Source organism: Cryobacterium sp. W22_MBD10_FK3, assembly GCF_052113745.1.
GTDB lineage: Bacteria > Actinomycetota > Actinomycetes > Actinomycetales > Microbacteriaceae > Cryobacterium.
Genome location: NZ_JBGQOH010000002.1, coordinates 309,550 through 333,456, shown reverse-complemented (window position 1 = coordinate 333,456; position 23,907 = coordinate 309,550). Strand labels below are relative to the sequence as shown.

Genomic DNA, 23,907 nt, shown 5'->3' with positions numbered 1-23,907 from the left:
AAGGAGTTACCGTGAAACAGTTCGATGAGCCCGCCGTCGTCCCCGCAGACCCGAACGCGAACGTCACCGACCTGCTGGTCGACCGTCTCGCCCTGACCCCAGAGCTGGTGTTGTTCTCCCGGCCGGACAACGGGGGTTGGTTGCCGGTCACGACCGCGGAGTTCCACGCCGAGGTCGTCGCCCTCGCCAAGGGGTTCGTCGCCGCCGGCGTGCAGCCCGGCGACAAGATCGGCCTGACCTGCAAGACCCGCTATGAGTGGACGCTGATCGACTTCGCCGTCTGGTTCGCCGGTGCAATTCTGGTGCCGGTGTATGAGACGAGTTCCCCCAGCCAGGTGCAGTGGATCCTCAGCGACTCCGGCGCGACGACGTTGATCGTGGAGACGGCGGATCACTTCGCCCGCTTCGACGAAGTGCACCCCGACCTGCCCGACGTGGCGACGGTCTGGCAGATTGACCTGGGCGACCTGGACAAGCTCGCGGCCAGGGGCGTCGACGTTCCGGATGCCGAGATCGAGCGCCGCCGCCGCCTCGCCGTGGCCGCCGACATCGCCACCCTGATCTACACGTCCGGCTCCACCGGCCGGCCCAAGGGCTGTGTGCTCAGCCACGCCAACTTCGTCGAGACCAGCCGCAACGCCGGGATCGCCCTCAAGCCCGTGCTCACCGACGAGAACGGCGCATCCACCCTGCTGTTCATCACGACGGCCCACGTGTTCGCCCGCTTCATCGCGGTGCTCTGCGTGCACGGCGGCGTTCGGGTGGGCCACCAGCCGGACACCAGGCAACTGCTCCCGTCGCTGGGCAGCTTCAAGCCGACCTTCCTGCTGGCCGTTCCCCGGGTCTTCGAGAAGGTCTACAACTCCGCCGAACAGAAGGCAGAAGCCGGCGGTAAGGGCAAGATCTTCCTCGCCGCCTCTGACGTCGCTGTGGCACACTCCAAGCTGGTCGAGGCCGGCGAGCGGATCCCGTTGGGCATGAAGATCAAGTTCGCCCTCTTCGACAGGCTCGTGTACAGCAAGCTGCGCACAGCCATGGGCGGCAACGTCAAGTTCGCCGTCTCGGGTTCCGCCCCGCTCGGCGCCCACCTGGGCCACTTCTTCCACAGCCTCGGCATCGTCATCCTCGAGGGTTACGGCCTCACCGAGACCACGGCGCCTGCGACGGTGAACCTGGCCACCAAGTCCAAGATCGGCAGCGTCGGCCCCGCTCTTCCCGGTGTCTCGGTGCGGGTCATGGACGACGGCGAGATCGAGGTGAAGGGCGTGAACGTCTTCACCGAGTACTGGAAGAACCCCGAGGCCACCGCCGCCGTCTTCGACGACGGCTGGCTGAAGACCGGTGACATCGGCGCCCTCGACGACGACGGGTTCCTTTCGATCACGGGTCGCAAGAAGGAGATCATCGTGACCGCCGGCGGCAAGAACGTCGCCCCCGCGGCCCTCGAAGACCCCATCAGGTCCAACCCGCTGGTCGGCCAGGTTGTGGTGGTCGGCGACCAGAAGCCGTTCATCGCCGCACTGGTGACGCTTGACCCGGAGATGCTGCCCGTCTGGCTGAACAACAACCACGAGGACGCCGGCATGTCGCTGATGGACGCGTCGGTGCACCCGAAGGTTCTCGCCGAGGTGCAGCGCGCCATCGACCACGCGAATGAGTCGGTGTCCCGGGCGGAGTCCATCCGTAAGTTCGTGGTGCTGCCGATCGAACTCACCGAGGCCGGCGGTTATCTCACCCCGAAGATGAGCATCAAGCGCGACGTGATCATGCGCGACTTCGCGGCCGAGATCCAGAACCTCTACGGCGCCAACCCGATGACGGCGGCCGTGCCGGTGCGCGAACAGGGCTGACACTCGGCCCGGTGCGGGCGGGGTGCTCCGGTTGCACCGGGGCACCCGGCCCGCACAGCTGTGGCCGGCGGACCTCACCCGGTGCCGGCTAGAACCAGTCTGACTCGCGAACTTCCTTCATGGCCGCGCGGCGGTTCTCCTTGTCGAGCCTGTCCAGGTAGAGCAGTCCGTCGAGGTGGTCGGTCTCGTGCTGCAGGGCCTGCGCCAGCAGCCCCTCGCCGGCCAGCTGCACCGGGTTTCCGTCGAGGTCGATGCCGGTGACCCTGGCGAACGGGTACCGCCTGGTGGGGTACCACAGGCCAGGGACCGAGAGGCAGCCCTCGTCGACAAGCTCGGGCTCGCCGGACAGTTCGACGATGACCGGATTGAGGATGTAGCCGATGTCCCCGTCGATGTTGTAGCTGAAGGCGCGCAGGTTCACGCCGATCTGGGACGCGGCCACACCGGCGCGGCCCGGAAGCTTCACGCTGTCGACCAGGTCCTCGACGAGGCTGCGCACCCGGGCATCGATGGTTCCGACCGGCTCCGAGCGGGTCTTGAGGACTGGGTCGCCCAACAGGCGGATCTGGCGTTCGGGCACGGGGCGACTCTCTTCGGGATGGAACGGATGAACGGGACGGTGGTGCGGAGGCTAGCGGGCCCGGCGTTCGGCCGGCAGGCCTTCGACGACGAGCGCGGCGAGGGTGCGCGCGGCCAGCCGGGTGATCGGCTTGAGGTCCTTGAAGGACACCACACTGCCGGCGGCCAGCTGGGGGTCGTACGGGATGCGCACGATCTCCCGCACTCGCGAGCGGAAGTGCGACTCGATCTCCTCGAGCTTGACCAGGTTGGTGCCCTGGGTCGCGGTGTTGAGAGCGACGATGGCGTTGCGCACCAGGTCGCCGTAACCATTGGCTTCCAGCCAGGTGAGGGTTTCGGACGCCAAGCGGGCCTCGTCGACGCTGCCGCCGGACACGATCACGATGGAATCCGCACGCTGCAGCGTCGCCCGCATGACCGAGTGCACGATGCCGGTGCCGCAGTCGGTCAGGACAATCGAGTAGAACCTGGCGGCGAGGTCGGCGACGACGTTGTAGTCGTTCTCGTCGAACGCCTCGGACAGCAGCGGGTCGGTGTCGCTGGCCAGGATGTCGAGCCTGGTCTCATCTCTGGACACCAGGGCCGAGAAGTCGGTGAAGCCGCCGATCGACGCGGCCTTGGTCACGACATCGCGCACCGTGGACCTGGTCTGCTTGGACACCCGTTCGGAGAGGGTACCCCGGTCGGGGTTGGCGTCGACGGCGATGATGCGGTCTTCCCTGGCGTCGGCCATGGCCATGCCCATCAGGGCTGTGACCGTGGTCTTGCCGACGCCGCCCTTGCGGGTGAGGATCGGCACGAACCTGGCGCCGCCCTCGAACTCCTTGCGGATGCGTTCGTCCATCGCCTGGTGCGCGCGCACGGCGGCCGAATCGCCCAGGTTCACGAGGTGGAAGGTGGCGTTGTACACGAATCGGTTCCAGCTGCCGTTGGGCGCACGCCGCGTCTTGCGGTTGACCTCGAGCAGCCGGTCGGACGTGAGCATCGACGCGGATTCCGGGCCGGGGGCATCCGCTCGGGTGCGGTCGCGCCGGCTGGTCGTGGCGGCGCTTGTCGGTCCGGTGCTCAGGGACAGCGCCGCTGCCGCCGCACCGCTGACTCCGGCGGGCACCGCGACGGCACGCGCCGGCTGCGGGGTGACGATCTCGATGGTGTGCGTGCCTGGATGGGCCGGACCGGACCCGACCGGTCGGGTGAGTCCGCCGTGCCCGCCAGCGGTCGCCAGGGCCGCCGACCGGGGCAGGCCGGCAGCGCCGAGCGGGACGCCGAGGCTGTCGGGCAACGCGGCGGCGAGGTTGTCGACGGTGTGCGGCGGAAGCTCGCTGTGGTACTCGTCGCCCGGTCGGGCCCTGGCTGCCGCAGGAGTCTCTGCCCCGGTCCCAGCGGGGACCGGGGGCAACTGGCCGTCGCCCTCGTCATGGGGCTGGGCATCGTCTGTCCGTCGATCTGTCACAGCAGACTCCTCGTCATTCAGCGGGCCACGAATGGGGCCCCAAATCAGGCCTCAGCCTAGCGCGGCCGCACAACCACGAGCAGGTCACCGGCGTCGACCTGCTGGGTGACGGGAATCGCCACCCTGTCGACGACGCCCGCGATGGGCGACGTGATCGCCGCTTCCATCTTCATGGCCTCGATCGAAGCGACGCTCTGGCCGGCCACGACGGTGTCGCCCTCGGCCACCTGCAGGGTGACCACACCGGAGAACGGCGCCGCCACCTGGCCGGGCTGGTTGGCATCGGCCTTCTCGGCCGCCTTGGTGACCACCGCGATGCTGCGGTCGCGCACGAAGACCGGACGCAGCTGCCCGTTGAGGATGGTCATGACGGTGCGCATGCCCTTCTCATCGGCTTCACCGATGGCCTCGAGCCCGACATAGAGCCGCACACCCTTGTCGATTTCGACCGAGTGCTCTGTGCCCTGGCGCAGACCGTAGAGGTAGTCGACGGTGTCGATCACCGACAGGTCGCCGAAGAGTTCGCGGATCTGCTGGAAGTGCCGGGTGGGGGCGGGGAAGAGCAGCTGGTTGAGCATGTCGCGGCGGGTGGGGCTGTCGGCACCCAGCGCGGCGCGCTCCTCGTCGGTCAGCTCGGTCGTGCTCACCCGGATGTTGCGGCCCTCGAGCACCTTGCTGCGGAAGGGCTCCGGCCAGCCGCCGGGCAGGTCGCCCAGCTCGCCGGCCATGAAGCCCACCACGGAGTCAGGCACGTCGTACTTGGCCGGGTTGGCCTCGAAGTCGGCCGGGTCGGCGTTCACGGCCGCGAGGTACAGGGCCAGGTCGCCGACGACCTTGGAGGACGGCGTCACCTTGGGCACGCGGCCCAGGATGCTGTTCGCCGCCGCGTACATGTCTTCGATGAGCTCGAAATCGTCGGCCAGGCCCAGCGCGACGGCCTGCGTGCGCAGGTTGGAGAGCTGGCCGCCAGGGATCTCGTGCTTGTAGACCCGGCCGGTCGGGGCGCGGAGGCCCGATTCGAAGGGGTGGTAGACCCGGCGCACGTCTTCCCAGTACGGTTCGAGGTCGCAGACGGCCTGCAGCGAGATGCCCGTGTCGCGCTCGGTGTGCGCCAGCGCGGCGACGAGGGAGGATGCGGACGGCTGGCTGGTGGTGCCGCCCATCGGTGCGCTGGCCACGTCGACGGCGTCGGCGCCGGCGCGGGAGGCCGCGAGCAGCGTGGCCAACTGGCCGCCGGGGGTGTCGTGCGTGTGCACGTGCACCGGCAGGTCGAAACGCTCGCGGAAGGCGGCCACGAGCTTCTCCGCCGCGGCGGGCCTGAGCAGCCCGGCCATGTCCTTGATGGCCAGGATGTGCGCACCAGAGGCCACGATCTGGTCGGCCAGACGCAGGTAGTAGTCCAGGGTGTAGAGGTTCTCCGCCGGGTCGAGCAGGTCGCCGGTGTAGCAGACCGCGACCTCGGCGACGCTGGTGCCGGTGTTCAGCACCGCGTCGATGGCCGGGCGCATCTGGTTGACGTCGTTGAGGGCGTCGAAGATGCGGAAGATGTCGACACCGGAGTCGCTGGCCTCCCGGACGAAGGCATCCGTCACCTCGGTGGGGTACGGGGTGTAGCCCACGGTGTTGCGGCCGCGCAGCAGCATCTGGATGTTGATGTTCGGCAGCGCCTCCCGCAGGGCGCCGAGGCGCTCCCACGGGTCTTCGCCGAGGAAGCGCAGGGCCACGTCATAGGTGGCACCGCCCCAGGCCTCGACCGAGAGCAGCTCGGGGGTGAGCCTGGCGACGTACGGGGCGACCGCGGCGAGGTCCTTGGTGCGCACCCGGGTCGCCAGGAGCGACTGATGGGCATCCCGGAACGTCGTGTCGGTGACGGCGAGGGCGGTCTGCGCGCGCAGGGCGCTGGCAAAGCCGACCGGGCCGAGCAACTGCAGCTTCTGCCTGGAGCCCTCGGGGGCCGGCACCGAGAGGTCGATCTTGGGCAGCTTCTCGGCGGGGTTGAGCAGGGTCAGCGGCACCCCGTTGGGCTGGTTGACGGTGACGTCGGCCAGCCAGTTGAGGATCTTCGTGCCGCGGTCCTTGGACGCGCGCCCCCGCAGCAACTGCGGGCGCTCGTCGATGAACGAGGTACTCAGGTCGCCGTTGGCGAAGTCGGGGTCTTCGAGCACGGCCTGCAGGAAGGCGATGTTGGTGGACACGCCACGAATGCGGAACTCCGCCAGAGCGCGCTTGGAGCGGGTGACCGCGGAGGCGTAGTCCCGGCCGCGGCAGGTGAGCTTGGCGAGCATCGAGTCGAAGTGCGGGCTGATCTGCGCGCCGGGGTTGATGGTGCCGCCATCGAGGCGGATGCCGGCGCCGCCGGGTGAGCGGTAGGTGGTGATCTTGCCGGTGTCGGGCCGGAATCCCGCGGTGGGGTCCTCGGTGGTGATGCGGCACTGCAGGGCGAAACCGCGCAGTTTGATCGAGTCCTGGCTGAGGCCGAGGTCGGCGAGGGTCTCCCCCGCGGCGATGCGGATCTGGGCCTGCACGAGGTCGACGTCGGTGACCTCCTCGGTGACGGTGTGCTCCACCTGGATGCGTGGGTTCATCTCGATGAACACGTGCTGGCCGGCGCGCTCGCCCACGGTGTCGAGCAGGAACTCGACGGTGCCGGCGTTGACGTAGCCGATCGACCTGGCGAAGGCCACGGCGTCGGCGTGCAGGCGCACGCGGATCTCTTCGGGCAGGTTGGGGGCCGGCGCGATCTCGATGACCTTCTGGTGACGGCGCTGCACCGAGCAGTCCCGCTCGAACAGGTGCACGGTCTCCCCGGTGGCGTCAGCGAGGATCTGAACCTCGATGTGGCGCGGACGCAGGACGGCCTGCTCGAGGAACATGGTGGGATCGCCGAAGGCACTGTTGGCCTCGCGCATGGCCTCTTCGAGGGACCCGCGCAGGTCGGCCATGGTGGCAACCCGGCGCATGCCACGCCCGCCGCCACCGGCGACGGCCTTGGCGAAGATCGGGAAGCCGATCTCCTCAGCGGCCGCGATGAGTTCCTCGACGTCACGCGACGGTGCGCTGGACTTGAGGACGGGCACGCCGGCAGCGATGGCGTGCTCCTTGGCGGTGACCTTGTTGCCGGCCATTTCGAGCACGTGCGAGCCGGGGCCGATGAAGGTGATGCCGGCGGCCTTGGCCGCTTCGGCGAGGTCGGGGTTCTCCGAAAGAAAGCCGTAGCCGGGGTAAATGGCGTCTGCGCCACTCTCCTGGGCCACCCGGATGATCTCGGACACGTCGAGGTAGGCGCGCACCGGGTGACCGGGCTCGCCGATCTCGTAGGCCTCGTCGGCCTTCAGCCGGTGCAGGGAGTTGCGGTCTTCGAACGGGAAGACGGCGACGGTTTTCGCTCCCAGTTCATAGGCGGCGCGAAATGCGCGGATTGCTATCTCTCCACGGTTGGCGACGAGGATTTTGGTGAACATAGAGACCTTTCGATCCGGGAGCGGCACACAGCTGACGGTTAGGTTCTCTAAGACTAGTGAAGGTAACGTATCTACTTGTGCACGTACTTAGCGTTAGCTCCCTCAAGGGAGGGGTAGGCAAGACCACGGTAACCCTTGGTCTGGCTTCTGCCGCCTTCGCCCGCGGTGTTCGGACCCTCGTGGTCGACCTCGATCCGCAATCCGATGTCTCAACCGGGCTCGACATCCAGCTCGCCGGCCACCTCAACGTCGCCGACGTGCTGGCTTCGCCGAAGGAGAAAGTCGTGCGCGCCGCCATTGCGCCCAGCGGCTGGACCCGCGGCCGCCCCGGCACGATCGACGTGATGATCGGCAGCCCGTCGGCCATCAACTTCGACGGCCCGCACCCCAGCATCCGGGATATCTGGAAGCTCGAGGAGGCCCTCTCCACAGTGGAGAAGGACTACGACCTGGTCCTGATCGACTGCGCTCCCTCGCTGAATGCGCTCACCCGCACCGCGTGGGCCGCCAGCGACAGGGTGGCCGTGGTCACCGAACCCGGCCTGTTCTCCGTTGCCGCCGCCGACCGCGCCCTGCGCGCGATCGAGGAGATCCGCCGTGGGCTCAGCCCCCGGCTGCAGCCGCTGGGCATCATCGTCAACCGGGCGCGCACGGCGTCGCTCGAGCACCAGTTCCGGATCAAGGAACTGCGCGACATGTTCGGCCCGCTGGTGCTCAGCCCCCAGCTGCCCGAGCGCACCAGCCTGCAGCAGGCCCAAGGCGCGGCGAAGCCGTTGCACACCTGGCCCGGCGACAGCGCCCAGGAGATGGCGCACTACTTCGACCAGCTGCTGGACCGGGTGCTCCGCACCGCGCGGATCGGCGAATACGCCGAGACCGCGGCCCGCTAAGCACTCGAACTGCGAGAAAAGCCCCGAAACGCTCGCGTTTTCGGGGCTTTTCTCACAGTTCGGGAGGGATCGTTGATCGAGCTTGTCGAGATCCTAGGAGACCTTGCGGGAGACCCGGCGGGCGGCGAGCTCGTCGGACGGATCCATGGTCTGGGTGTCGAGCTCCACGAGGGTGGTCTCCACCTCGCGCAGGACCTTGCCGACGGCGATGCCGAAGACGCCCTGGCCACGGCTGACCAGGTCGATGACCTCGTCGTTGGAGGTGCACAGGTAGACGCTGGCTCCATCGCTCATCAGCGTGGTCTGGGCCAGGTCGTTGACCCCGGATTCGCGCAGCTGGTTGACCGCGGTGCGGATCTGCTGCAGGGAGATTCCGGTGTCGAGCAGGCGCTTGACGAGCTTGAGCACCAGGATGTCGCGGAAACCGTAGAGCCGCTGCGAGCCGGACCCGGCCGCACCGCGAACCGTGGGCTCCACCAGTTCGGTGCGTGCCCAGTAGTCCAGCTGACGGTAGCTGATGCCGGCCGCGCGGGCCGCAACGGCGCCGCGGTAACCGGAGTTCTCATCGAGTTCGGGCATGCCATCGGTGAAGAGGAGTCCCTGACCGTAGCGAGACGAATCGTCTCGGGGATTGAGCTCACTCATACGGTCGCCTCTCGCGGATGGATGCGAACCTTCAGGCCGCACTTCAACGTTACCGAGGCCGACGGCCTCAACCCATGACATCCGTCTGAACGTGTCGGCGTGTCGAGAGAACGCTGGTTCTTCGGCTGTTGAACTGCCAGTCTACGACTTATTTGGTCAGGCGGCCCAGGGCGGATCGAATGAGGCTGCCCCGGATAATCTCGAGCTGCCCGGCGATCTCCACGGCCATTTCGGCCGCCTTGGCGCGGCTGGAGGCGTCCTTTCGGCGGGCCAGCGGCACGAGGGCGCTCTCGATCAGACCGAGCTCACGTTCGGCCGCACCGCGGAAGCCGCGAAGGTGACGTGGTTCGATGCCGCTTCGCTGCAGGTCGACCAGGGCGCGGAGCACGTTGAGGGCGTCGTCACCGTAGTGTTCGGCGGGTACGATGATCGACGCCGTGACGGCGTCGTGCAGCAGGGCCGCGGAGGCGCCGGACTCGCGCAACAGGTCTTCGCGGGTGAATCGCCGCGCGATGACGAGCATGCTCGGTCCGGGGGCGCCGCCGCCGGGGAGCACGGGCGACCCGCCGGCGTCGAGGTCGTCGAGGTAGGCGCGGATGACCTTCAGCGGCAGGTAGTGGTCGCGCTGCATCGAGAGGATCAGTCGCAGCCGGTCCAGGTCGCCGCCGTCGAACTTGCGGTAACCGGATTCCGTGCGCGCCGGGGAGACGAGGCCCTGTTCCTCAAGGAAGCGCAGTTTGGATGGGGTCAGGTCCGGGAATTCCGGTGTCAACCGGGCCAGGACCTGGCCGATGCTCAAGAGTGACGTCGCGCCCGGCTGTCTGGCCTGGGCGGAGGACGCCGGCACTAGTCGCTCGCCAGGTGAACGAGGTCGAGCCGCGAGGCGTAGAACGTGAGGCGGAACTTGCCGACCTGGACTTCGGAACCGTCGGTGAGAACGGCCAGGTCGATGCGTTCGCCATCGAAGTACGTGCCGTTGAGCGATCCCAGGTCTTTCACCTGGAAAGTGCGGCCGTTGCGCAGGAACTCGGCATGGCGACGGGACACCGTGACGTCATCGAGGAAGATGTCGGCGTTCGGGTGCCGTCCCACCGTGGTGAGATCGGCGTCCAGGAGGAAACGCGCACCGGAGTTGGGTCCGCGCCGCACCACCAGGAGAGCCGATCCTGAGGGCAGGGCCGCAATGGCCTCCTGCTCCTCGACTGTCACGTTGGCGTCGAGCGCGGCCAGAGACGCCGCGAACTCCTGGCTGAACGTCATCGTCGTATCGACGTTGCCTGTGCCATTGTCAGGCGCCACCCTACGCGCGGGTTCTTTCTTCTCGTCGGAATCGACCACCGTGCACCTCCTACGGGTAAATCGTATCGGATGGAACGGGCCTTCAAGCGCGCGGCAGCCGAATCACCCGCACCGTTTCGATCGCGTAGATGACCCCAGCCCACCAGTACAGGTACGCACCCCACAGACCGAAGGCCCATCCGACCGGCTGCGACCACCACGCCAGCTCGGGAAAGGCCTGGCCGAGCATGATCATCGGCAGGGCGTAGAAGAGGCAGAAAGTGGCAACTTTGCCCAACTGGTGCACCGGAAGCGGGCCGAAACCATGGTTGGCCAGCACAATGCCCAGCCCCAGCAGGAACACGTCACGGCCGACGACGACCGCGACGATCCACCACGGCACGAGGTCACGCCAAGCGAGCCCGATCAGCGCCGCGAAGATGTAGAGCCGGTCCGCGGCGGGGTCGAGCAGCTGGCCCAACCTGGTGATCTGGTTGAACCGTCGCGCGATCCAGCCGTCGAGGAAGTCGGTGAGGCTGGACACCGCGAGAACCAACAGCGCCCAGGCATCCGCGCCGGCGACGAGCAGCGAGAGGAAGACCGGCACAAGTGCCAACCTGAGGAAACTGAGCAGATTGGGCACCGTCAGCACCCTGGAGCTGAGGTCGGTTGGAACGGGCCCGGTCACGAGACGAGTCTAGCCAGACCCGGCTGATCGGCTCAGGCGCCGCGGCGCACCTCGGCCGACTCCTCGGGCTCGGCCTCCGCCGTCTTCTTCTTCTTTTTCTTGGCCGGCGCCGCAGCCTTCGTGGCCGCGCCGGCGGCCGTGCCGGTACCCGCCTTGGTGCCTGCGGTCTTCGAACGCCCGGCGCCGGCCTTCGCGGCGCCCTTCGCCCCACCCGTGTCGGCGGCCCCGTCCCCCGCGGACTTGCCGGACCGGCTGCGGTCGACGCTCCGGCGCAACGCCTCCATCAGGTCGAGCACCTCTCCCCCGCCTTCCTCCTTCGCCGACGCGCCGAAGGTGGCTTCGGTATCGATGGCGTCGCCCTTCTCGAGCTTCTCTTCGATGAGCCGGCGTAGCTGTGCCTGATACTCATCGGTGTAGTCGCCCGGGCTGAAGTCGTCGGCGAAGGAATCGACGAGGGCTGCAGAGAGGTCCATCTCCCGGTCGGAGATCGTGACCGACTTCTCCAGCGCCGGGAACTCAGCGACCCGCACCTCGTCGTCCCAGAGCAGCGTCTGCAGCATGAGCACGTTGTCGCGCACCCGGAGTGCGGCGAGCCGGGTCTTCTGCCGCAGCGCGAAATGCACGATGGCGGTGCGGTCGGTCTGCTCCAGGGTGCGGCGGAGCAGAACGTAGGCCTTGGGCGACGTGCTGTCGGGCTCGAGGAAGTAGCTGCGGTCGAACATGATCGGGTCGAGTTGGTCGCTCGGCACGAACTCGACCACATCGATTTCGCGGCTGCGTTCCTCCGGCAGCGCCTTGAGGTCGGCATCCGTGATCACGACGGTCTTGTCTCCGTCGGTGAAGGCCTTGTCGATGTGGGCGTAGTCCACGACCTTTCCACAGACCTCGCACCTGCGCTGGTAGCGGATGCGGCCGCCGTCCTCGTCGTGCACCTGGTGCAGTTCCACGTCGTGGTCTTCGGTGGCGCTGTAGACCTTGACGGGCACGTTGACCAGCCCGAAGGTGATGGCGCCCTTCCAGATGGATCTCATCGCTTCGCCTCCCACAGTTCTTGTGAAACCAGTACACACCAGAGGTGTGTGGTGAATCTAGCGCCTTCGCCCCGAGCGCGTGCAGACGCTGGACCATCGGCCCGCAGCGGAGCAAGCTGGGGACATGGCAGCCGGCAGAGGGGCAGACGCGCGGTCCGCTGGGGGCGAATCCGCGCACCGGGAGGTCGTCACCGTGGGCGGACGCCGGGTGACCCTCACCCACCTCGACAAGGTGATGTACCCGGAAACCGGCACCACCAAGGCCGACATCCTGGGCTACTACGCGGCGGTGGCGGATGCCCTCATCCGGCACGCCAGGGACCGGCCGGCCACCCGGAAGCGTTGGGTGCACGGGGTCGGCACCGCAGACGAGCCCGGTCAGGTGTTCTTCCAGAAGAACCTGGGCGACGGCACGCCGGAATGGGTGGAGCGCAGGGAGCTGCCGCACAAGGAGCGCACCACGGTGTATCCGCTGGTGAACGACCTGGCCACGCTCACCTGGCTGGCGCAGATCGGCACCCTCGAGGTGCATGTGCCGCAGTGGCGGTTCGACTCCGCCGGCAACCCGTCACACCCCGACAGGCTGGTGCTCGACCTCGACCCCGGCGACGGTGTCGGCCTGGCCGAGTGCGCAGAGGTGGCCAGGTGGGCCAGGGCGCTGCTGCTGGACATGGGCCTGGACGCCTCGCCGGTCACCAGCGGGAGCAAGGGAATCCACCTGTATGCGGCCCTGGACGGCAGCCACAGCTCTGAGCAGGTGGGGCAGGTGGCGCACGAGTTGGCGCGGGCATTGGAAGCCGATCACCCCGGCGAGGTGCTCAGCGCCATGACCCGGTCGCTGCGGCACGGGAAGGTCTTTGTGGACTGGAGCCAGAACAACGCGAACAAGACCACGATTGCGCCGTATAGCCTGCGCGGTCAGATGCGACCCTTCGTCGCGGCCCCGCGCACGTGGCGCGAACTCGAGGCACCCGGGTTGGAACAGCTCGACTACCGACAGGTGCTGAAGCGCTTGGAGCGCCGGCCCGACCCGCTCGCGGCGGTGGCGGACGCGATCGAGGCAGGCGGGCGCCGGCACGGGCTGCCCGGCGCCACCGCGGGCCAGGCCGAGGACCGGCTGCACACCTATCGCAGCAAACGGGATGCCCGGCGCACCCCTGAGCCCGTACCATCGGCTGCCCCGGCCGCGGCCGCGGGTGCCGGCGGAGCGGCGTTCGTGATCCAGGAGCACCACGCCAGGGCCCTGCACTTCGACCTGCGCCTGGAGCACGACGGCGTGCTGGCGTCCTGGGCGTTGCCCAAGGGAGTGCCGGCGGATCCCACCCACAATCACCTGGCGGTGCACACCGAGGACCACCCGATGGAGTACCTCGAGTTCGAGGGTGACATTCCGGCGGGCGAATACGGCGCCGGCTCCATGACGATCTGGGATACCGGCACCTACACGGCCGAGAAATGGCGCGACGATGAGGTGATCGTCACCCTGCACGGCCAGCCGGACGGCGGCCTGGCCGGTGCCGACAGGGAGTACGCGCTCATCCGCACCGGTGGGGCCGATTCCCGCAATTGGCTGATCCACCTGATGAAACCGAAATCGGGCGCGGCCGCCCAGCCGCCGCCGCGGACCGGTGCGCCCGCGGAGGTCGCGGCCGCCGCGACGGTGCGCGCCGCCGGCACGACCTACTCCCCCATGCTGGCCAGATCGGGCAGCCTGCGGGAGTTGTCGCCGGACTCCGACTGGGCCTACGAAATGAAATGGGACGGCATCCGCATGCTGGCCTACCTCGACGGTGGATCGGATGGCCGGGTCACCTTCCTCACCCGCAACGGCAACGACGTGACGGCGTCGTTCCCCGAGCTGACCGACGACCTGCGCCGGGCGCTCGGTGACCGGAGTGCCGTGCTCGACGGCGAGGTCGTGGCGTTGGACCGGCTGGGCCGGCCCGACTTCTCCAGGCTGCAGACCCGGCTCGGGCTCACCGACGCGTTGGATGTGCGCCGGGCCCAGCGCGGCGCCCCCGTGCACTACTTCGTGTTCGACCTGCTCGAGCACGACGGCGCCGCCCAGGTGGCCCTGCCCTATTCCGCCCGTCGCGCGGCGCTGGAGAGTCTGGTCTCAGCGACCGGCACCGTTCAGGTGCCGCCGGCGTTCGACGGCGCCGCGGACGACGCACTCGCCACCAGCGCCACGCTCGGCCTGGAAGGGCTGATCGCGAAGGAGAACACCAGCGACTACCTGAGCGGGCGCCGCACGGACCGGTGGGTGAAGATCAAGCACGTCAAGGCGCAGGAGGTGGTGATCGGTGGCTGGCGCCCCGGCAACGGGCACCGCGGCAGCACCCTCGGCTCTCTGCTGGTCGGCATTCCGGCCGCCGCCGCACCCGGCGAGGCCGGCGCACCACCGCTGCACTACGCGGGCCGGATCGGCACGGGGTTCTCCGACCGGGACCTCACGGCGCTGCGCCGGAAGCTCAACGAGCTGCCCAGCACCGACAGTCCGTTCGACGACGTGCCGGCGGCCGACGCGGCCGACGCGGTCTGGGTGCAGCCCGTGCTCGTCGGCGAGGCTGAGTTCGCCGAGTGGACGCCGTCCGGGCGGCTTCGGCACCCCACCTGGCGGGGACTGCGGCCAGACAAGACACCCGCCGACGTGGTCCGGGAAGACCGGAGCCGGCTGGGCGACGCAGCCGCGGGGCCGTGACGGCGATGCCTGCCACCGTTGCATCCGAAGCCCTGCTGGTGTGCCTGGCCGTGTTCGCGGCCGCCACCGTCAGCACCTGGTTGCTCTCCGTTCTGACCCGGGAGTACTCCTGGGTCGACCGGGCCTGGTCGATTCTGCCGCCCGTCTACCTGTGGGTGTTCGCCGTGGCCGGCGGGATGGTCCACACCCGGCTGGTCGTGCTGGCGGCGCTGGGCACCCTGTGGGGTCTGCGGCTCACCCTCAACTTCGCCCGCAAGGGCGGCTACCGGCCCGGCGGTGAGGATTATCGGTGGGCCGCGCTTCGCCGACGGATGAGCCGGCGCCGGTTCGCGCTGTTCAACCTGGGTTTCATCTCGATCTACCAGAACCTGCTGTTGCTCGTGATCACCCTGCCGGCCTGGATCGCCCTGCAGCACACCGGCACGCCGTTCGGCGCCGGTGACCTGGCGCTCGCAGCGCTGTTCCTCGCGTGCCTGGCCGGTGAGACCGTCGCCGACCAGCAGCAGTGGGCTTTCCAGCAGAACCGCCTCCTGCTGCGGGCCAGGGGCGCGGCAGACCCCGGATTCCTCAGAGGCGGGTTGTTCAGGTTCTCCAGGCACCCCAACTATTTCTTCGAGATCGCGCAGTGGTGGCTGGTCGCGGGGTTCGGCGCTCTCGCGGCGGGCAGCATCCTGCAGCCCGGCACTCTGGGCGCGGTGCTGCTGACCCTGCTCTTCGTGGGCTCGATCGCCTTCACCGAAAGCATCTCGTTGGAACGGCACCCGGACTATGCGGCCTACCGGCACGAGGTCTCCGCGCTGGTGCCGTTGCCGCCGCGTCGACCGGCGGCCGAGACGGCACGGGTGCCTGGCGGAGACGACCCGATCAGACCAGGCGGTCCCTGAGCGCCGGCCAGCTGGCCGCAAACCCCGGATGCAGCGGCAGGAGCTCCACGTCGGCCGGCGGCACCCAGCGCAGAGCAATGCTCTCGGTGTCACTGATCACCGGCTCAAACGGCTCCAACGCCCGCACCACCACGGTGGTGTACGACCAGAAGCCGAGGTCGACGACCGAACAGAAGTCCACCTGCAGCAGGTGGGCCGGCACGCCGGCCTCCTCGCCGGCCTCCCGGATCGCGGCGTCGAGCGCGCTCTCGTTTTCGTGCCTGGCACCGCCGGGCACTCCCCAGGTGTCACCCTGATGGCTCCAGAGGGCACGGTGTTGCAGAAGCACCCCGAGCTCCCGATGATGCACGAGCAGGCCGGCGGCGCCGTAGCGGCCCCAGAACCTGGCGCCATCCGGCCCGTAGACCCACGCATCACCGCTGCTCGTCATCATCACCGCCGCTCATCGCTTAAGCATGCCGCACCAGCCCGGGAAGAATGTGCCCACGCCGAGTAAGATCGAGCCCGGCGGGCACCCACCGCCCCTCCCAAAGGACTTACGAGCATGACGTCATCCACCCCCGCCCCCGCACTGAACACTGCCGGCCTGGCCCGCTACATCGACCACACCCTGCTCAAGCCCGAGGCCACCCAGGCCGACGTCGCCGCCCTCATCGCCGAGGCCGTCGAGCTGGGCGTCTACTCGGTCTGCGTGTCGCCGTCGATGCTGCCGCTGACCATTCCCGTGGATGCCGACCTCAAGGTCGCCGTCGTCTGCGGGTTCCCGAGCGGCAAGCACGCCAGCTCGATCAAGGCAGCGGAGGCCGCACTGTCGGTGGCTCAGGGCACCGACGAGGTGGACATGGTCATCGACGTCGGCGCGGCCAAGGCCGGCCGGTTCGACCTCGTCGAGGCCGACATCAGCGCCGTGCGCGCCGAGATCCCCGCACCGCTGGTGCTCAAGGTGATCATCGAGTCCGCCGCCCTCACCGACGACGAGATCGTGGGCGTGTGCCGTGCCGCGGTGAACGCCGGCGCCGACTTCGTCAAGACCTCCACCGGGTTCCACCCGGCCGGCGGCGCTACTGTGCACGCCGTGCGCCTGATGCGCGAAACCGTGGGCGACGCGCTCGGCGTCAAGGCCTCCGGCGGAGTGCGCAGCCACGCTGACGCCCTGGCCATGATCGAAGCCGGCGCGAGCCGGCTCGGCGTCTCGGGCAGCAAGGCCGTGCTCTCCGGCGCGCCCGTCGAGCCGTCCGCGAACCCGGCCGCCTACTGAGCCGCCCACAGAGCCGCCTACAGGGCCACTGTCAAGCCACTGGTTAGCGACGACCGCCCGCAGCATCCGCCCGTCGACCCGCCTCACTCGAGGTGGGCCGGCGGGTTTTTCTGTTCCTGCGTTCGAAGGCTAGACCGACACGATGGTGTGCACCGGCACGTCGGCGCCGATGCGGCCCCGCCCGTCGAGCTCGGCAAGTTCGAGCACCACTCCAACACCGATCGTGCTGTAGCCGGCCCGCTCGATGAGACGGGCGGTCGCCGCGACGGTGCCGCCGGTGGCGAGCACGTCGTCGACGATCAGCACCCGGGAGCCGGCGGGCAGCTGCCCGACCTCCAGCTCGAGGCGCGCTGAGCCGTACTCCAGGTCGTATTCCTCGGTGAGAACCGTGCCGGGCAACTTGCCGCCCTTGCGCACAGCCAGCACCGCGCACTCCGCGGCGTATCCGATCCCGGCCGCGAGCAGGAAACCACGCGCCTCGATGCCGGCTACGGCATCGAACTGGCCCCGGTAGCGCTCGCTCAGGTCGTCGATGATCGCCCGGAACGCCACGGCATCGGCGAAGACAGGGTTGAGGTCCCGGAACAGGATCCCGGGGAGCGGGAAGTCAGGGTACGAGGCGAGGAGGGTGTGCACGTGCTGGGCGGCGGGAACAATCACGTGCTCAAGGGTACCGCGCGGCGTCATTGCCCTCCGGCCGGCGGACCCGGGCGGCGGGCCGGGTCTAGTCGGTCGGGCTGGCGGGCACGACCTGCTCGACCGGTTCGGCCGAGTCCGCCGGCTCATCCATCGCGCCGCTGAGTTCGTCGAGGAAACCGACCACGGCGAGTTGCTCCGACGCGGTGAGTTTCTCCGCCGCAGCCAGCATCCGCTGGTGCGCCGCCCCCATGACGCGGCGGATCTCGTCGTGGGCCCGCCGGGTGGCGTGCAGCACCTGGGCCCGCCGGTCGCTCGGGTGCGGCTCACGGCGCAGCCGGCCCGCGGCCTCCAGCCTGGAGAGCAGCTTGGCGGTGGCGGCCGAGGAGATGCCCAGCAACACGCTGAGGTCTTTCGGGCCGATCGACTCCGAGCGTTCCTCGGCCGCGATCAGATGCCGCAGGGCGACCAGGTCGGAGTCGTTCATGTCCATGTCGGACCGCGCCCTGATGCGCATGGCCACATCGGCAGCGCGGAACCGGCGGACCGCGCGCAGAACGTCGACGGCGGTCACGGCCGCGGCGATCACCGACGACTGCATCCCGGCGGGGCCGTCGGGATACCAGTAGCCCTCGGGGCGGGGTCGACTCTGTTCGGCGGCGGGTTCGACGTCGGCGGGCATAGGGACCATGCTAGCCTCGAATATCGCTAACTCGGCTAGGTACTTTTTCAGGTATCTTGGCTGCACGAGAGGGAGTCCCGTGATGCACACAGCAGAACCCATGATCGAAGTCGACACGGTCGGACATCAGTACACCGCTCCGACCGAAGATCTGGTCGTTCTGCTTGACGAGGACGGCCGGGAGATCGGCACCGCGCCCAAGAGCAGCGTGCACGGAGCAGATACCTCCTTGCACCTGGCCTTTTCCTGCTACGTGTTCAACGAGCGCGGCGAGGTGCTCCTCACCCGCCGCGCCCTCGGCAAGAAGACCTGGCCCGGTGTCTGGACGAACTCCTTCTGCGGTCACCCGGCGCCGGCCGAGACGCTCACCGACGCCGTGCACCGCCGGGCGACCTTCGAACTCGGCCTCGACATCCACGGCGTCGACCTGGCCCTGCCACTGTTTCGCTACCGCGCCACCGACAGCAGCGGCATCGTGGAGAACGAGGTCTGCCCGGTGTACCTGGCCAGGGCGACCGCCGACCCCGTTCCCAACCCCGACGAGGTCATGGAATTCACCTGGACCGACCCCGAGAGCCTCCGGCATTCGGTGCTGGCCAGCCCGTTCGCGTTCAGCCCCTGGATGGTGTTGCAGATGAGTGAACTGGAGACATTCCGTGCATGAAATCGCGACATTGGGCGTCGAAACCGAACTGCACAGGTTCTTCGCGGCAGCGCGGCTGCGCGCCAGCGACTACGGCGATCACTACGTGGCGCTCTGGGACTCCCTGGACCAGGCCAGCAGGGGCGGCAAGCGCGTGCGCCCGGCCCTGGTACTGGCGGCCTACGACGGCTTCGGCGGCACCGACCACACCCTGTCCACCCCGGTGGCGGTGAGCTTCGAGCTCCTGCACACTGCCTTCCTGATCCACGACGACGTGATCGACCGCGACCTGTCCCGCCGCGGGATGGCCAACATCGCCGGCCGGTTCACCGAACGGGCCATCGCGCACGGTGCGGCGACCGGGCAGGCCGAAGCCTGGGCAGCGACCGCCGCCATCCTGGCCGGCGACCTCGCGCTGAGCGAGGCCCACCGCGCCCTGGCGCTGCTGCCGGTGCCCGCCGAACTCCGCGGCCGACTGCTCGACCTGCTCGACCGGGCCGTGTTCGTCTCGGCGGCCGGCGAGCTGGCGGATGTGACCAACACCGTGAGCCGGGAACCGCTCACCATCGACCAGGTCATCCGGACGCTCGAACACAAAACGGCCATCTATTCCTTCGAGGCCCCGCTGCAGGCCGGTGCCGTTCTCGCCGGCGCACCCGAGGAGGCCATCGACGCCCTCGGCCGGTTCGGCCGCCTGATCGGTGTCGCCTTCCAACTGACCGACGACCTGCTCGGCGTGTTCGGTGACCCCGCCAGCACCGGCAAGAGCGTGCTCGCGGACCTCCGCGAGGGCAAACAGACCGCGCTCATCGCGCACGCCGGCGCCACCGACCGGTGGCCCCTGATCGCTCCGTTCCTGGGCAAAGCCGACCTCACCGAGGCCGAGGCCGAACTGGTGCGTGCGCACCTGCGCGACTGCGGCGCCCCGGAAACCGCGGATGCCCTGGCCCGTGAGTACGCGAGCCGGGCCGTGGAGGCCCTGCAGGGTGCGCTGATGCCCGATGAGCTGCGCGCCACCCTCACCCAACTCGCCCTCAGCGCCGTGACGCGGCAGAAATGAGCCGGGACACGGCCGCACCGATCGTCGGCGGCTCCAGCACCGGTCTCGACACCTACAACGCGGCCGCCCTGGCCAGCGCCACCACGGTGATCGGGCAGTACTCCACCTCGTTCGGCCTGGCCGCCAGGCTCCTCGCCGCCGGGGTGCGCGACGAGGTGCGCAGCATCTACGCCCTCGTGCGCATCGCCGACGAAATCGTGGACGGCGCCGCCAGCGGGGCCGGTATCGACCTGGCCGGGCAGCGCGAGCTGCTCGACGACCTCGAGCACGAAACCGAACGCGCGATGGCGCGCGGTTTCAGCACCAACCTCGTGGTGCATGCCTTCGCCGTCACCGCGCGCCGGGTCGGCATCGACCCGTCGCTCACCCGGCCGTTCTTCGCCTCGATGCGCCGGGACCTCGACCCGGCCCCGTTCACGCAGGCCGGCGTGGCCGAGTACATCTACGGATCGGCGGAGGTGGTCGGGCTGATGTGCCTGCGCAGCTTCCTGCACGGATCGCCGCGGTCGCCCGAGGACCTGGCCGTGCTCGAACACGGCGCCCGCAGCCTCGGTGCAGCGTTCCAGAAGGTCAATTTTCTGCGCGACCTCGCCGCCGACCGGGACGCGCTCGGCCGCAACTACTTTCCAGGCGTGGACCTCGCCAGACTGACCGAGCCGGCCAAACACCTGCTGCTCGACGACATGGACGCAGACCTCGAGGCCGCCGAACGGGTGCTGCCACTGCTGCCGCCCGGCAGCCGACGCGCCGTCACCGCTGCCCACCGGTTGTTCGCCCGGTTGGCTGCGAAACTGCGGGAGACCCCCGCCCAGGCTTTGATGAGCACCCGCGTGCGGGTGCCGGATCCGGAGAAACTGATGATCGCCCTCTCGTCCTCGCTCGGCCCGCAAGCGTGGCGTCGGTGAGCGGCCCGAACGCACCCACCCGCACAGGTCCGACCCGTACCGGTGCGCCCCGCACTGATCCGATCCGTACCGTCGTCATCGGCGGCGGCATCGCCGGGCTGGCCAGTGCGGCGCTGCTCGCCAAGGAAGGTCACCAGGTGACCCTCCTGGAGGCCCACGACACCCTCGGCGGCCGGGCGGGCTTCTGGGAGAGCGAGGGGTTCCGGTTCGAAACCGGGCCGTCCTGGTACCTCATGCCCGAGGTCTTCGAGCACTTCTACCGGCTGATGGGCACCAGCGCCGCCGAACAGCTCGAGCTCACCCGCCTCGACCCCGGCTACCGGGTGTTCTTCGAATCATCGCCAGAGCCCGTGGACGTGCGCGCCGAACGCGCCGACAACATCCGTCTGTTCGAGAGCCTCGAGCCCGGCGCCGGCGCCCAACTCGAGAAGTACCTGGCCAGTGCCAAGGAAACCTACGACATGGCCGTGGACAGGTTTCTCTACACGAGCTTCGCCTCGTTCAAGCCCCTGCTCGTACGCGACGTGCTCTCCAGGATGGGCCGGCTCGGCCGGCTGCTGCTGCAGCCGCTGGACAGGTTCGTGGCCGGCTATTTCCGCGACCCGCGGATCCGCCAGATCCTGGGTTATCCAGCGGTCTTCCTCGGCTCCTCGCCCGACCGCACCCCGTCGATGTACCACCTGATGAGCCACCTCGACCTGGCCGATGGGGTGCTCTACCCGCAGGGCGGCTTCACCCGCCTGATCGAGAGCATCGTCGATATCGCCCGCGCCGAGGGCGTCATCATCCAGACCGGCGCCACCGTGCAGGCGATCCGGAGCGGCGCCACTCCGTCTGGCCGGGGCGCCAAGGCCGCCGTCGAGGGCGTCACCTACACGACCGCGGCCGGGGCGACCGTGACGCTGGATGCGGACATCGTCGTCTCCGCCGCCGACCTGCACCACACCGAGACCGAGCTGGTCGAGCCCGCCAAGCAGACCTACCCCGAGCGCTGGTGGCAGAAGCGCACCTCCGGCCCCGGCGCTGTGCTCGTGCTGCTCGGGGTGAGCGGTGAGCTGCCCAAGCTCGCCCACCACACCCTGTTCTTCACGAAGGACTGGGCCGACAACTTCGACCGGATCTTCGGCACGAAGACCTCTGTGCCCAATCCGGCCTCGTTCTACGCCTGCCTGCCCAGCAGCACCGATCCCGGCGTGGCCCCGGACGGCGCCAGCAACATGTTCCTGCTCATTCCCGTTCCCGCCGACACCGGCATCGGCCACGGCGGCATCGACGGGGCCGGTTCGGCCGGTGTCGAGGGCATCGCGGACGCCGCGATCGGCCAGCTCGCCGAGTGGGCCGGCATCCCCGACCTCGCCGAACGCATCCTGGTGCGCCGCACCATCGGGCCCGCCGACTTCGCCGACGACCTCAACTCCTGGAAGGGCGGCGCCCTCGGGCCCGCGCACACCCTCAAGCAGAGCGCGTTCTTCCGCGGCACCAATGTGTCCAAGCACATCGAGGGCCTGTACTACGCCGGCGGCACCACGATCCCCGGGATCGGCCTGCCGATGTGCCTGATCAGTGCCGAGATCCTGCTCAAACGGATTCGGGGCGACGTGAGCACCGGGCCGCTGCCGGAGCCGCTGCCCGCCGTTCTGCGGTGACCGGGGCGATGCTGAGCTTCGCCTACCTGGCCGCCCTGCTGGTCTCGCTGACCGGGATGGTGGTGCTCGACCGCCGATTCGGCCTGTTCTTCTGGCGCGCGCCCCGCGCCGCCGCCGTCGTGCTCGCGGCGGGGGTGCTCTTCTTCCTGGCCTGGGACCTGGTGGGCATCAACCGGGGCATCTTCTACCGTGGTGAAACCTCGTTCATGACCGGCCTGCAGGTGGCGCCGGAACTTCCGGTGGAGGAGGTCTTCTTCCTGACCTTTCTCTGCTACCTCTTCATGAACGCCCTGCAGGGCGCCCGGATGCTGCTGGAGAGGCGGCGCACCGCGTGAGCTATCTCGGGCTGAACGCCCTCTTTCTCGGCCTGGCCGTGCTGGTCGCCGGGTTGGCGCTCTGGCGACGGCCGTCGTTCCGCCGACTGCTGCCGGCAGCGGGACTCGCCCTGGCGGCCGTTCTCGTGCTCACCGCGGTGTTCGATAACATCATGATCGGGGTGGGCCTCGTCGCGTATGACCCGGCCCTGATTTCCGGTCTGTTCGTGGGAATCGCCCCGCTGGAGGACTTCGCCTACCCCGTGGCAGCGGCCCTGCTGCTGCCGGCGCTGTGGGTGCTGCTCGGCGCTGAGCGCGGGCGGCCCGCCCGCCACGAAGCACCCGCCACACTCCCGCACGCAGAAGGACAGGACGAATGACCGAGCCGGCACACCCCCACCGCACCACCCCGGCCGCGGGCCTCGGCCACACGGTCCGGCAGGTGCTGCTCTCGTCCCGCCCGCTCAGCTGGATCAACACGGCCTTCCCGTTCGCCGCCGCTTACGTGGTCACCACCGGCCGGGTCGACCTGTTGCTCGTGGTGGGCACCCTGTTCTTCCTGATCCCGTACAACCTGCTGATGTACGGCATCAACGACGTGTTCGACTACGAGTCCGACCTGCGCAACCCGCGGAAGGGCGGCGTCGAGGGCGCGATGCTCGACAAGGGCCTGCACCGCATCGTGCTCATCTCCGGCGTCGCCACGGCCCTGCCCGTGCTGCTGCTGATGCTCGTGCTGGCCGGGCCCGACCCGTGGTCGTGGCTGGTGCTGGCGATCAGCCTCTTCGCCGTGGTCGCCTACTCCGCGCCGCGGCTGCGCTTCAAGGAACGTCCGGTGCTGGACTCGGTGACGTCGAGCATCCACTTCGTGAGCCCGGCCGTCTACGGACTCGCCGTGGCCGGCGCCCTGGTGACGCCCGACCTGGTGGCTCTGCTGGCCGCGTTCTTCTTCTGGGGCATCGCCAGCCACGCCTTCGGGGCGGTGCAGGATGTGGAGCCGGACCGGCAGGGCGGCATCAGCTCGATCGCCACGGCGTTCGGTGCCGCACAGACCGTGCGCCTGGCCATCGGATTCTGGCTGCTGGCCGGTCTGCTGATGCTCGTCACCGACTGGCCGGGGCCGCTCGCCGCGCTGCTGGTGATCCCGTACATCCTGGCCGCCTGGCCGTACCGGTCCATCAGCGACGCGGAATCCGAGCGCGCCAACCACGGCTGGAAACGGTTTCTCAGGCTGAACTTCTTCACCGGGTTCCTGGTGACCATGCTGCTGATCCTCTGGGTCGTGCTGCGTTAGGCACCTGCC

The 23,907-nt window shown here is 69.1% G+C and carries 23 protein-coding genes; 12 read left to right on the top strand and 11 right to left on the bottom strand.

The window, feature by feature from the left end:
* Window positions 1-11: 11 nt before the first annotated feature.
* A complete protein-coding gene (locus ACEN2M_RS04520) occupies window positions 12-1,850 on the top strand; it encodes an AMP-dependent synthetase/ligase (protein WP_441646938.1) in 1,839 nt (612 codons plus the stop codon).
* A gap of 88 nt (window positions 1,851-1,938) precedes the next feature.
* Here the strand turns inward: ACEN2M_RS04520 and def are convergent, their stop codons facing one another.
* The 3 genes from def to ACEN2M_RS04505 are packed head-to-tail and all read right to left on the bottom strand — an operon-like array spanning window position 1,939 to window position 7,343.
* On the bottom strand, window positions 1,939-2,430 hold the full coding sequence (gene def / locus ACEN2M_RS04515) for a peptide deformylase (RefSeq protein ID WP_441646937.1): 492 nt from the start codon (window positions 2,428-2,430) through the stop codon (window positions 1,939-1,941).
* A gap of 51 nt (window positions 2,431-2,481) precedes the next feature.
* The gene (locus tag ACEN2M_RS04510; RefSeq protein ID WP_441646936.1) at window positions 2,482-3,882 is read right to left on the bottom strand and encodes a MinD/ParA family ATP-binding protein; all 1,401 of its coding nucleotides are present in this window, start codon (window positions 3,880-3,882) and stop codon (window positions 2,482-2,484) included.
* 56 nt (window positions 3,883-3,938) lie between these two features.
* Window positions 3,939-7,343, bottom strand: a complete 3,405-nt coding sequence (locus ACEN2M_RS04505; protein ID WP_441646935.1) for a pyruvate carboxylase — start codon at window positions 7,341-7,343, stop codon at window positions 3,939-3,941.
* A gap of 77 nt (window positions 7,344-7,420) precedes the next feature.
* Between ACEN2M_RS04505 and ACEN2M_RS04500 the strand changes: the two genes are divergently transcribed.
* Complete coding sequence (locus tag ACEN2M_RS04500) at window positions 7,421-8,233, top strand: ParA family protein (RefSeq protein ID WP_441646934.1); 813 nt, start codon at window positions 7,421-7,423, stop codon at window positions 8,231-8,233.
* A 93-nt stretch (window positions 8,234-8,326) separates the two neighbouring features.
* Here ACEN2M_RS04500 and ACEN2M_RS04495 read toward each other — a convergent pair whose 3' ends face one another.
* The 5 genes from ACEN2M_RS04495 to ku form a co-directional block, all read right to left on the bottom strand.
* Window positions 8,327-8,878 (bottom strand): MerR family transcriptional regulator, encoded by a 552-nt coding sequence (locus ACEN2M_RS04495; protein WP_441646933.1) that lies wholly within the window; start codon window positions 8,876-8,878, stop codon window positions 8,327-8,329.
* Between the two features lie 148 nt (window positions 8,879-9,026).
* A complete protein-coding gene (gene ftsR, locus ACEN2M_RS04490) occupies window positions 9,027-9,725 on the bottom strand; it encodes a transcriptional regulator FtsR (RefSeq protein WP_441646932.1) in 699 nt (232 codons plus the stop codon).
* The gene (locus ACEN2M_RS04485; protein WP_441646971.1) at window positions 9,725-10,138 is read right to left on the bottom strand and encodes an FHA domain-containing protein; all 414 of its coding nucleotides are present in this window, start codon (window positions 10,136-10,138) and stop codon (window positions 9,725-9,727) included. Before ACEN2M_RS04485 ends, ftsR begins: the two co-directional genes overlap by 1 nt.
* Before the next feature lie 121 nt (window positions 10,139-10,259).
* Entirely contained in the window at window positions 10,260-10,844 is a 585-nt protein-coding gene (locus ACEN2M_RS04480; RefSeq protein WP_441646931.1) for a CDP-alcohol phosphatidyltransferase family protein, read from the bottom strand.
* A gap of 32 nt (window positions 10,845-10,876) precedes the next feature.
* Window positions 10,877-11,875, bottom strand: a complete 999-nt coding sequence (gene ku / locus ACEN2M_RS04475; RefSeq protein WP_441646930.1) for a non-homologous end joining protein Ku — start codon at window positions 11,873-11,875, stop codon at window positions 10,877-10,879.
* A gap of 124 nt (window positions 11,876-11,999) precedes the next feature.
* Here ku and ACEN2M_RS04470 point away from each other — a divergent pair, with 124 nt between their 5' ends.
* Window positions 12,000-14,576 carry an ATP-dependent DNA ligase gene (locus ACEN2M_RS04470; RefSeq protein ID WP_441646929.1) on the top strand — a complete coding sequence of 859 codons (2,577 nt, stop codon included), beginning with the start codon at window positions 12,000-12,002 and terminating at the stop codon, window positions 14,574-14,576.
* A gap of 5 nt (window positions 14,577-14,581) precedes the next feature.
* On the top strand, window positions 14,582-15,460 hold the full coding sequence (locus ACEN2M_RS04465) for a DUF1295 domain-containing protein (RefSeq protein ID WP_441646928.1): 879 nt from the start codon (window positions 14,582-14,584) through the stop codon (window positions 15,458-15,460).
* On the opposite strand, the gene ACEN2M_RS04460 is transcribed toward ACEN2M_RS04465, so the two are convergent.
* Window positions 15,441-15,893 (bottom strand): NUDIX domain-containing protein, encoded by a 453-nt coding sequence (locus ACEN2M_RS04460; protein WP_441646927.1) that lies wholly within the window; start codon window positions 15,891-15,893, stop codon window positions 15,441-15,443. The two genes, ACEN2M_RS04465 and ACEN2M_RS04460, sit on opposite strands and share 20 nt — an antisense overlap.
* Before the next feature lie 111 nt (window positions 15,894-16,004).
* On the opposite strand from ACEN2M_RS04460, the gene deoC reads away from it, so the two are divergent.
* Window positions 16,005-16,718: a deoxyribose-phosphate aldolase gene (gene deoC, locus ACEN2M_RS04455; RefSeq protein WP_441646926.1), complete on the top strand. Its 714-nt coding sequence runs from the start codon at window positions 16,005-16,007 to the stop codon at window positions 16,716-16,718.
* A 129-nt stretch (window positions 16,719-16,847) separates the two neighbouring features.
* Here the strand turns inward: deoC and ACEN2M_RS04450 are convergent, their stop codons facing one another.
* Both ACEN2M_RS04450 and ACEN2M_RS04445 read right to left on the bottom strand, forming a co-directional pair.
* On the bottom strand, window positions 16,848-17,405 hold the full coding sequence (locus ACEN2M_RS04450; RefSeq protein ID WP_441646925.1) for an adenine phosphoribosyltransferase: 558 nt from the start codon (window positions 17,403-17,405) through the stop codon (window positions 16,848-16,850).
* 37 nt (window positions 17,406-17,442) lie between these two features.
* The gene (locus tag ACEN2M_RS04445; RefSeq protein ID WP_441646924.1) at window positions 17,443-18,036 is read right to left on the bottom strand and encodes a MarR family winged helix-turn-helix transcriptional regulator; all 594 of its coding nucleotides are present in this window, start codon (window positions 18,034-18,036) and stop codon (window positions 17,443-17,445) included.
* A gap of 100 nt (window positions 18,037-18,136) precedes the next feature.
* Here ACEN2M_RS04445 and idi point away from each other — a divergent pair, with 100 nt between their 5' ends.
* The 7 genes from idi to ACEN2M_RS04410 are packed head-to-tail and all read left to right on the top strand — an operon-like array spanning window position 18,137 to window position 23,898.
* Entirely contained in the window at window positions 18,137-18,700 is a 564-nt protein-coding gene (gene idi / locus ACEN2M_RS04440; protein ID WP_441646923.1) for an isopentenyl-diphosphate Delta-isomerase, read from the top strand.
* On the top strand, window positions 18,693-19,739 hold the full coding sequence (locus ACEN2M_RS04435; protein WP_441646922.1) for a polyprenyl synthetase family protein: 1,047 nt from the start codon (window positions 18,693-18,695) through the stop codon (window positions 19,737-19,739). The genes idi and ACEN2M_RS04435 overlap by 8 nt, the downstream gene beginning before the upstream one ends.
* Window positions 19,736-20,644 (top strand): phytoene/squalene synthase family protein, encoded by a 909-nt coding sequence (locus ACEN2M_RS04430; protein ID WP_441646921.1) that lies wholly within the window; start codon window positions 19,736-19,738, stop codon window positions 20,642-20,644. Before ACEN2M_RS04435 ends, ACEN2M_RS04430 begins: the two co-directional genes overlap by 4 nt.
* Complete coding sequence (crtI, locus tag ACEN2M_RS04425; RefSeq protein WP_441646920.1) at window positions 20,641-22,290, top strand: phytoene desaturase family protein; 1,650 nt, start codon at window positions 20,641-20,643, stop codon at window positions 22,288-22,290. Before ACEN2M_RS04430 ends, crtI begins: the two co-directional genes overlap by 4 nt.
* 11 nt (window positions 22,291-22,301) lie before the next feature.
* Complete coding sequence (locus ACEN2M_RS04420) at window positions 22,302-22,625, top strand: lycopene cyclase domain-containing protein (RefSeq protein WP_441646970.1); 324 nt, start codon at window positions 22,302-22,304, stop codon at window positions 22,623-22,625.
* Window positions 22,622-22,984 (top strand): lycopene cyclase domain-containing protein, encoded by a 363-nt coding sequence (locus ACEN2M_RS04415; protein ID WP_441646919.1) that lies wholly within the window; start codon window positions 22,622-22,624, stop codon window positions 22,982-22,984. Before ACEN2M_RS04420 ends, ACEN2M_RS04415 begins: the two co-directional genes overlap by 4 nt.
* Complete coding sequence (locus ACEN2M_RS04410; RefSeq protein WP_441646918.1) at window positions 22,981-23,898, top strand: prenyltransferase; 918 nt, start codon at window positions 22,981-22,983, stop codon at window positions 23,896-23,898. The genes ACEN2M_RS04415 and ACEN2M_RS04410 overlap by 4 nt, the downstream gene beginning before the upstream one ends.
* Window positions 23,899-23,907 lie beyond the last annotated feature (9 nt).

What these genes read in the sequence shown, in the direction of transcription:
- ACEN2M_RS04505 (WP_441646935.1), bottom strand. Translation starts at nt 7,343, where the DNA reads ATGTTCACCAAAATCCTCGTCGCCAACCGTGGAGAGATAGCAATCCGC.
- ACEN2M_RS04495 (WP_441646933.1), bottom strand. Translation starts at nt 8,878, where the DNA reads ATGAGTGAGCTCAATCCCCGAGACGATTCGTCTCGCTACGGTCAGGGA.
- ACEN2M_RS04485 (WP_441646971.1), bottom strand. Translation starts at nt 10,138, where the DNA reads ATGACGTTCAGCCAGGAGTTCGCGGCGTCTCTGGCCGCGCTCGACGCC.
- ku (WP_441646930.1), bottom strand. Translation starts at nt 11,875, where the DNA reads ATGAGATCCATCTGGAAGGGCGCCATCACCTTCGGGCTGGTCAACGTG.
- ACEN2M_RS04470 (WP_441646929.1), top strand. Translation starts at nt 12,000, where the DNA reads ATGGCAGCCGGCAGAGGGGCAGACGCGCGGTCCGCTGGGGGCGAATCC.
- ACEN2M_RS04465 (WP_441646928.1), top strand. Translation starts at nt 14,582, where the DNA reads ATGCCTGCCACCGTTGCATCCGAAGCCCTGCTGGTGTGCCTGGCCGTG.
- ACEN2M_RS04460 (WP_441646927.1), bottom strand. Translation starts at nt 15,893, where the DNA reads ATGATGACGAGCAGCGGTGATGCGTGGGTCTACGGGCCGGATGGCGCC.
- deoC (WP_441646926.1), top strand. Translation starts at nt 16,005, where the DNA reads ATGACGTCATCCACCCCCGCCCCCGCACTGAACACTGCCGGCCTGGCC.
- ACEN2M_RS04450 (WP_441646925.1), bottom strand. Translation starts at nt 17,405, where the DNA reads ATGACGCCGCGCGGTACCCTTGAGCACGTGATTGTTCCCGCCGCCCAG.
- ACEN2M_RS04445 (WP_441646924.1), bottom strand. Translation starts at nt 18,036, where the DNA reads ATGCCCGCCGACGTCGAACCCGCCGCCGAACAGAGTCGACCCCGCCCC.
- idi (WP_441646923.1), top strand. Translation starts at nt 18,137, where the DNA reads ATGATCGAAGTCGACACGGTCGGACATCAGTACACCGCTCCGACCGAA.
- ACEN2M_RS04430 (WP_441646921.1), top strand. Translation starts at nt 19,736, where the DNA reads ATGAGCCGGGACACGGCCGCACCGATCGTCGGCGGCTCCAGCACCGGT.
- ACEN2M_RS04410 (WP_441646918.1), top strand. Translation starts at nt 22,981, where the DNA reads ATGACCGAGCCGGCACACCCCCACCGCACCACCCCGGCCGCGGGCCTC.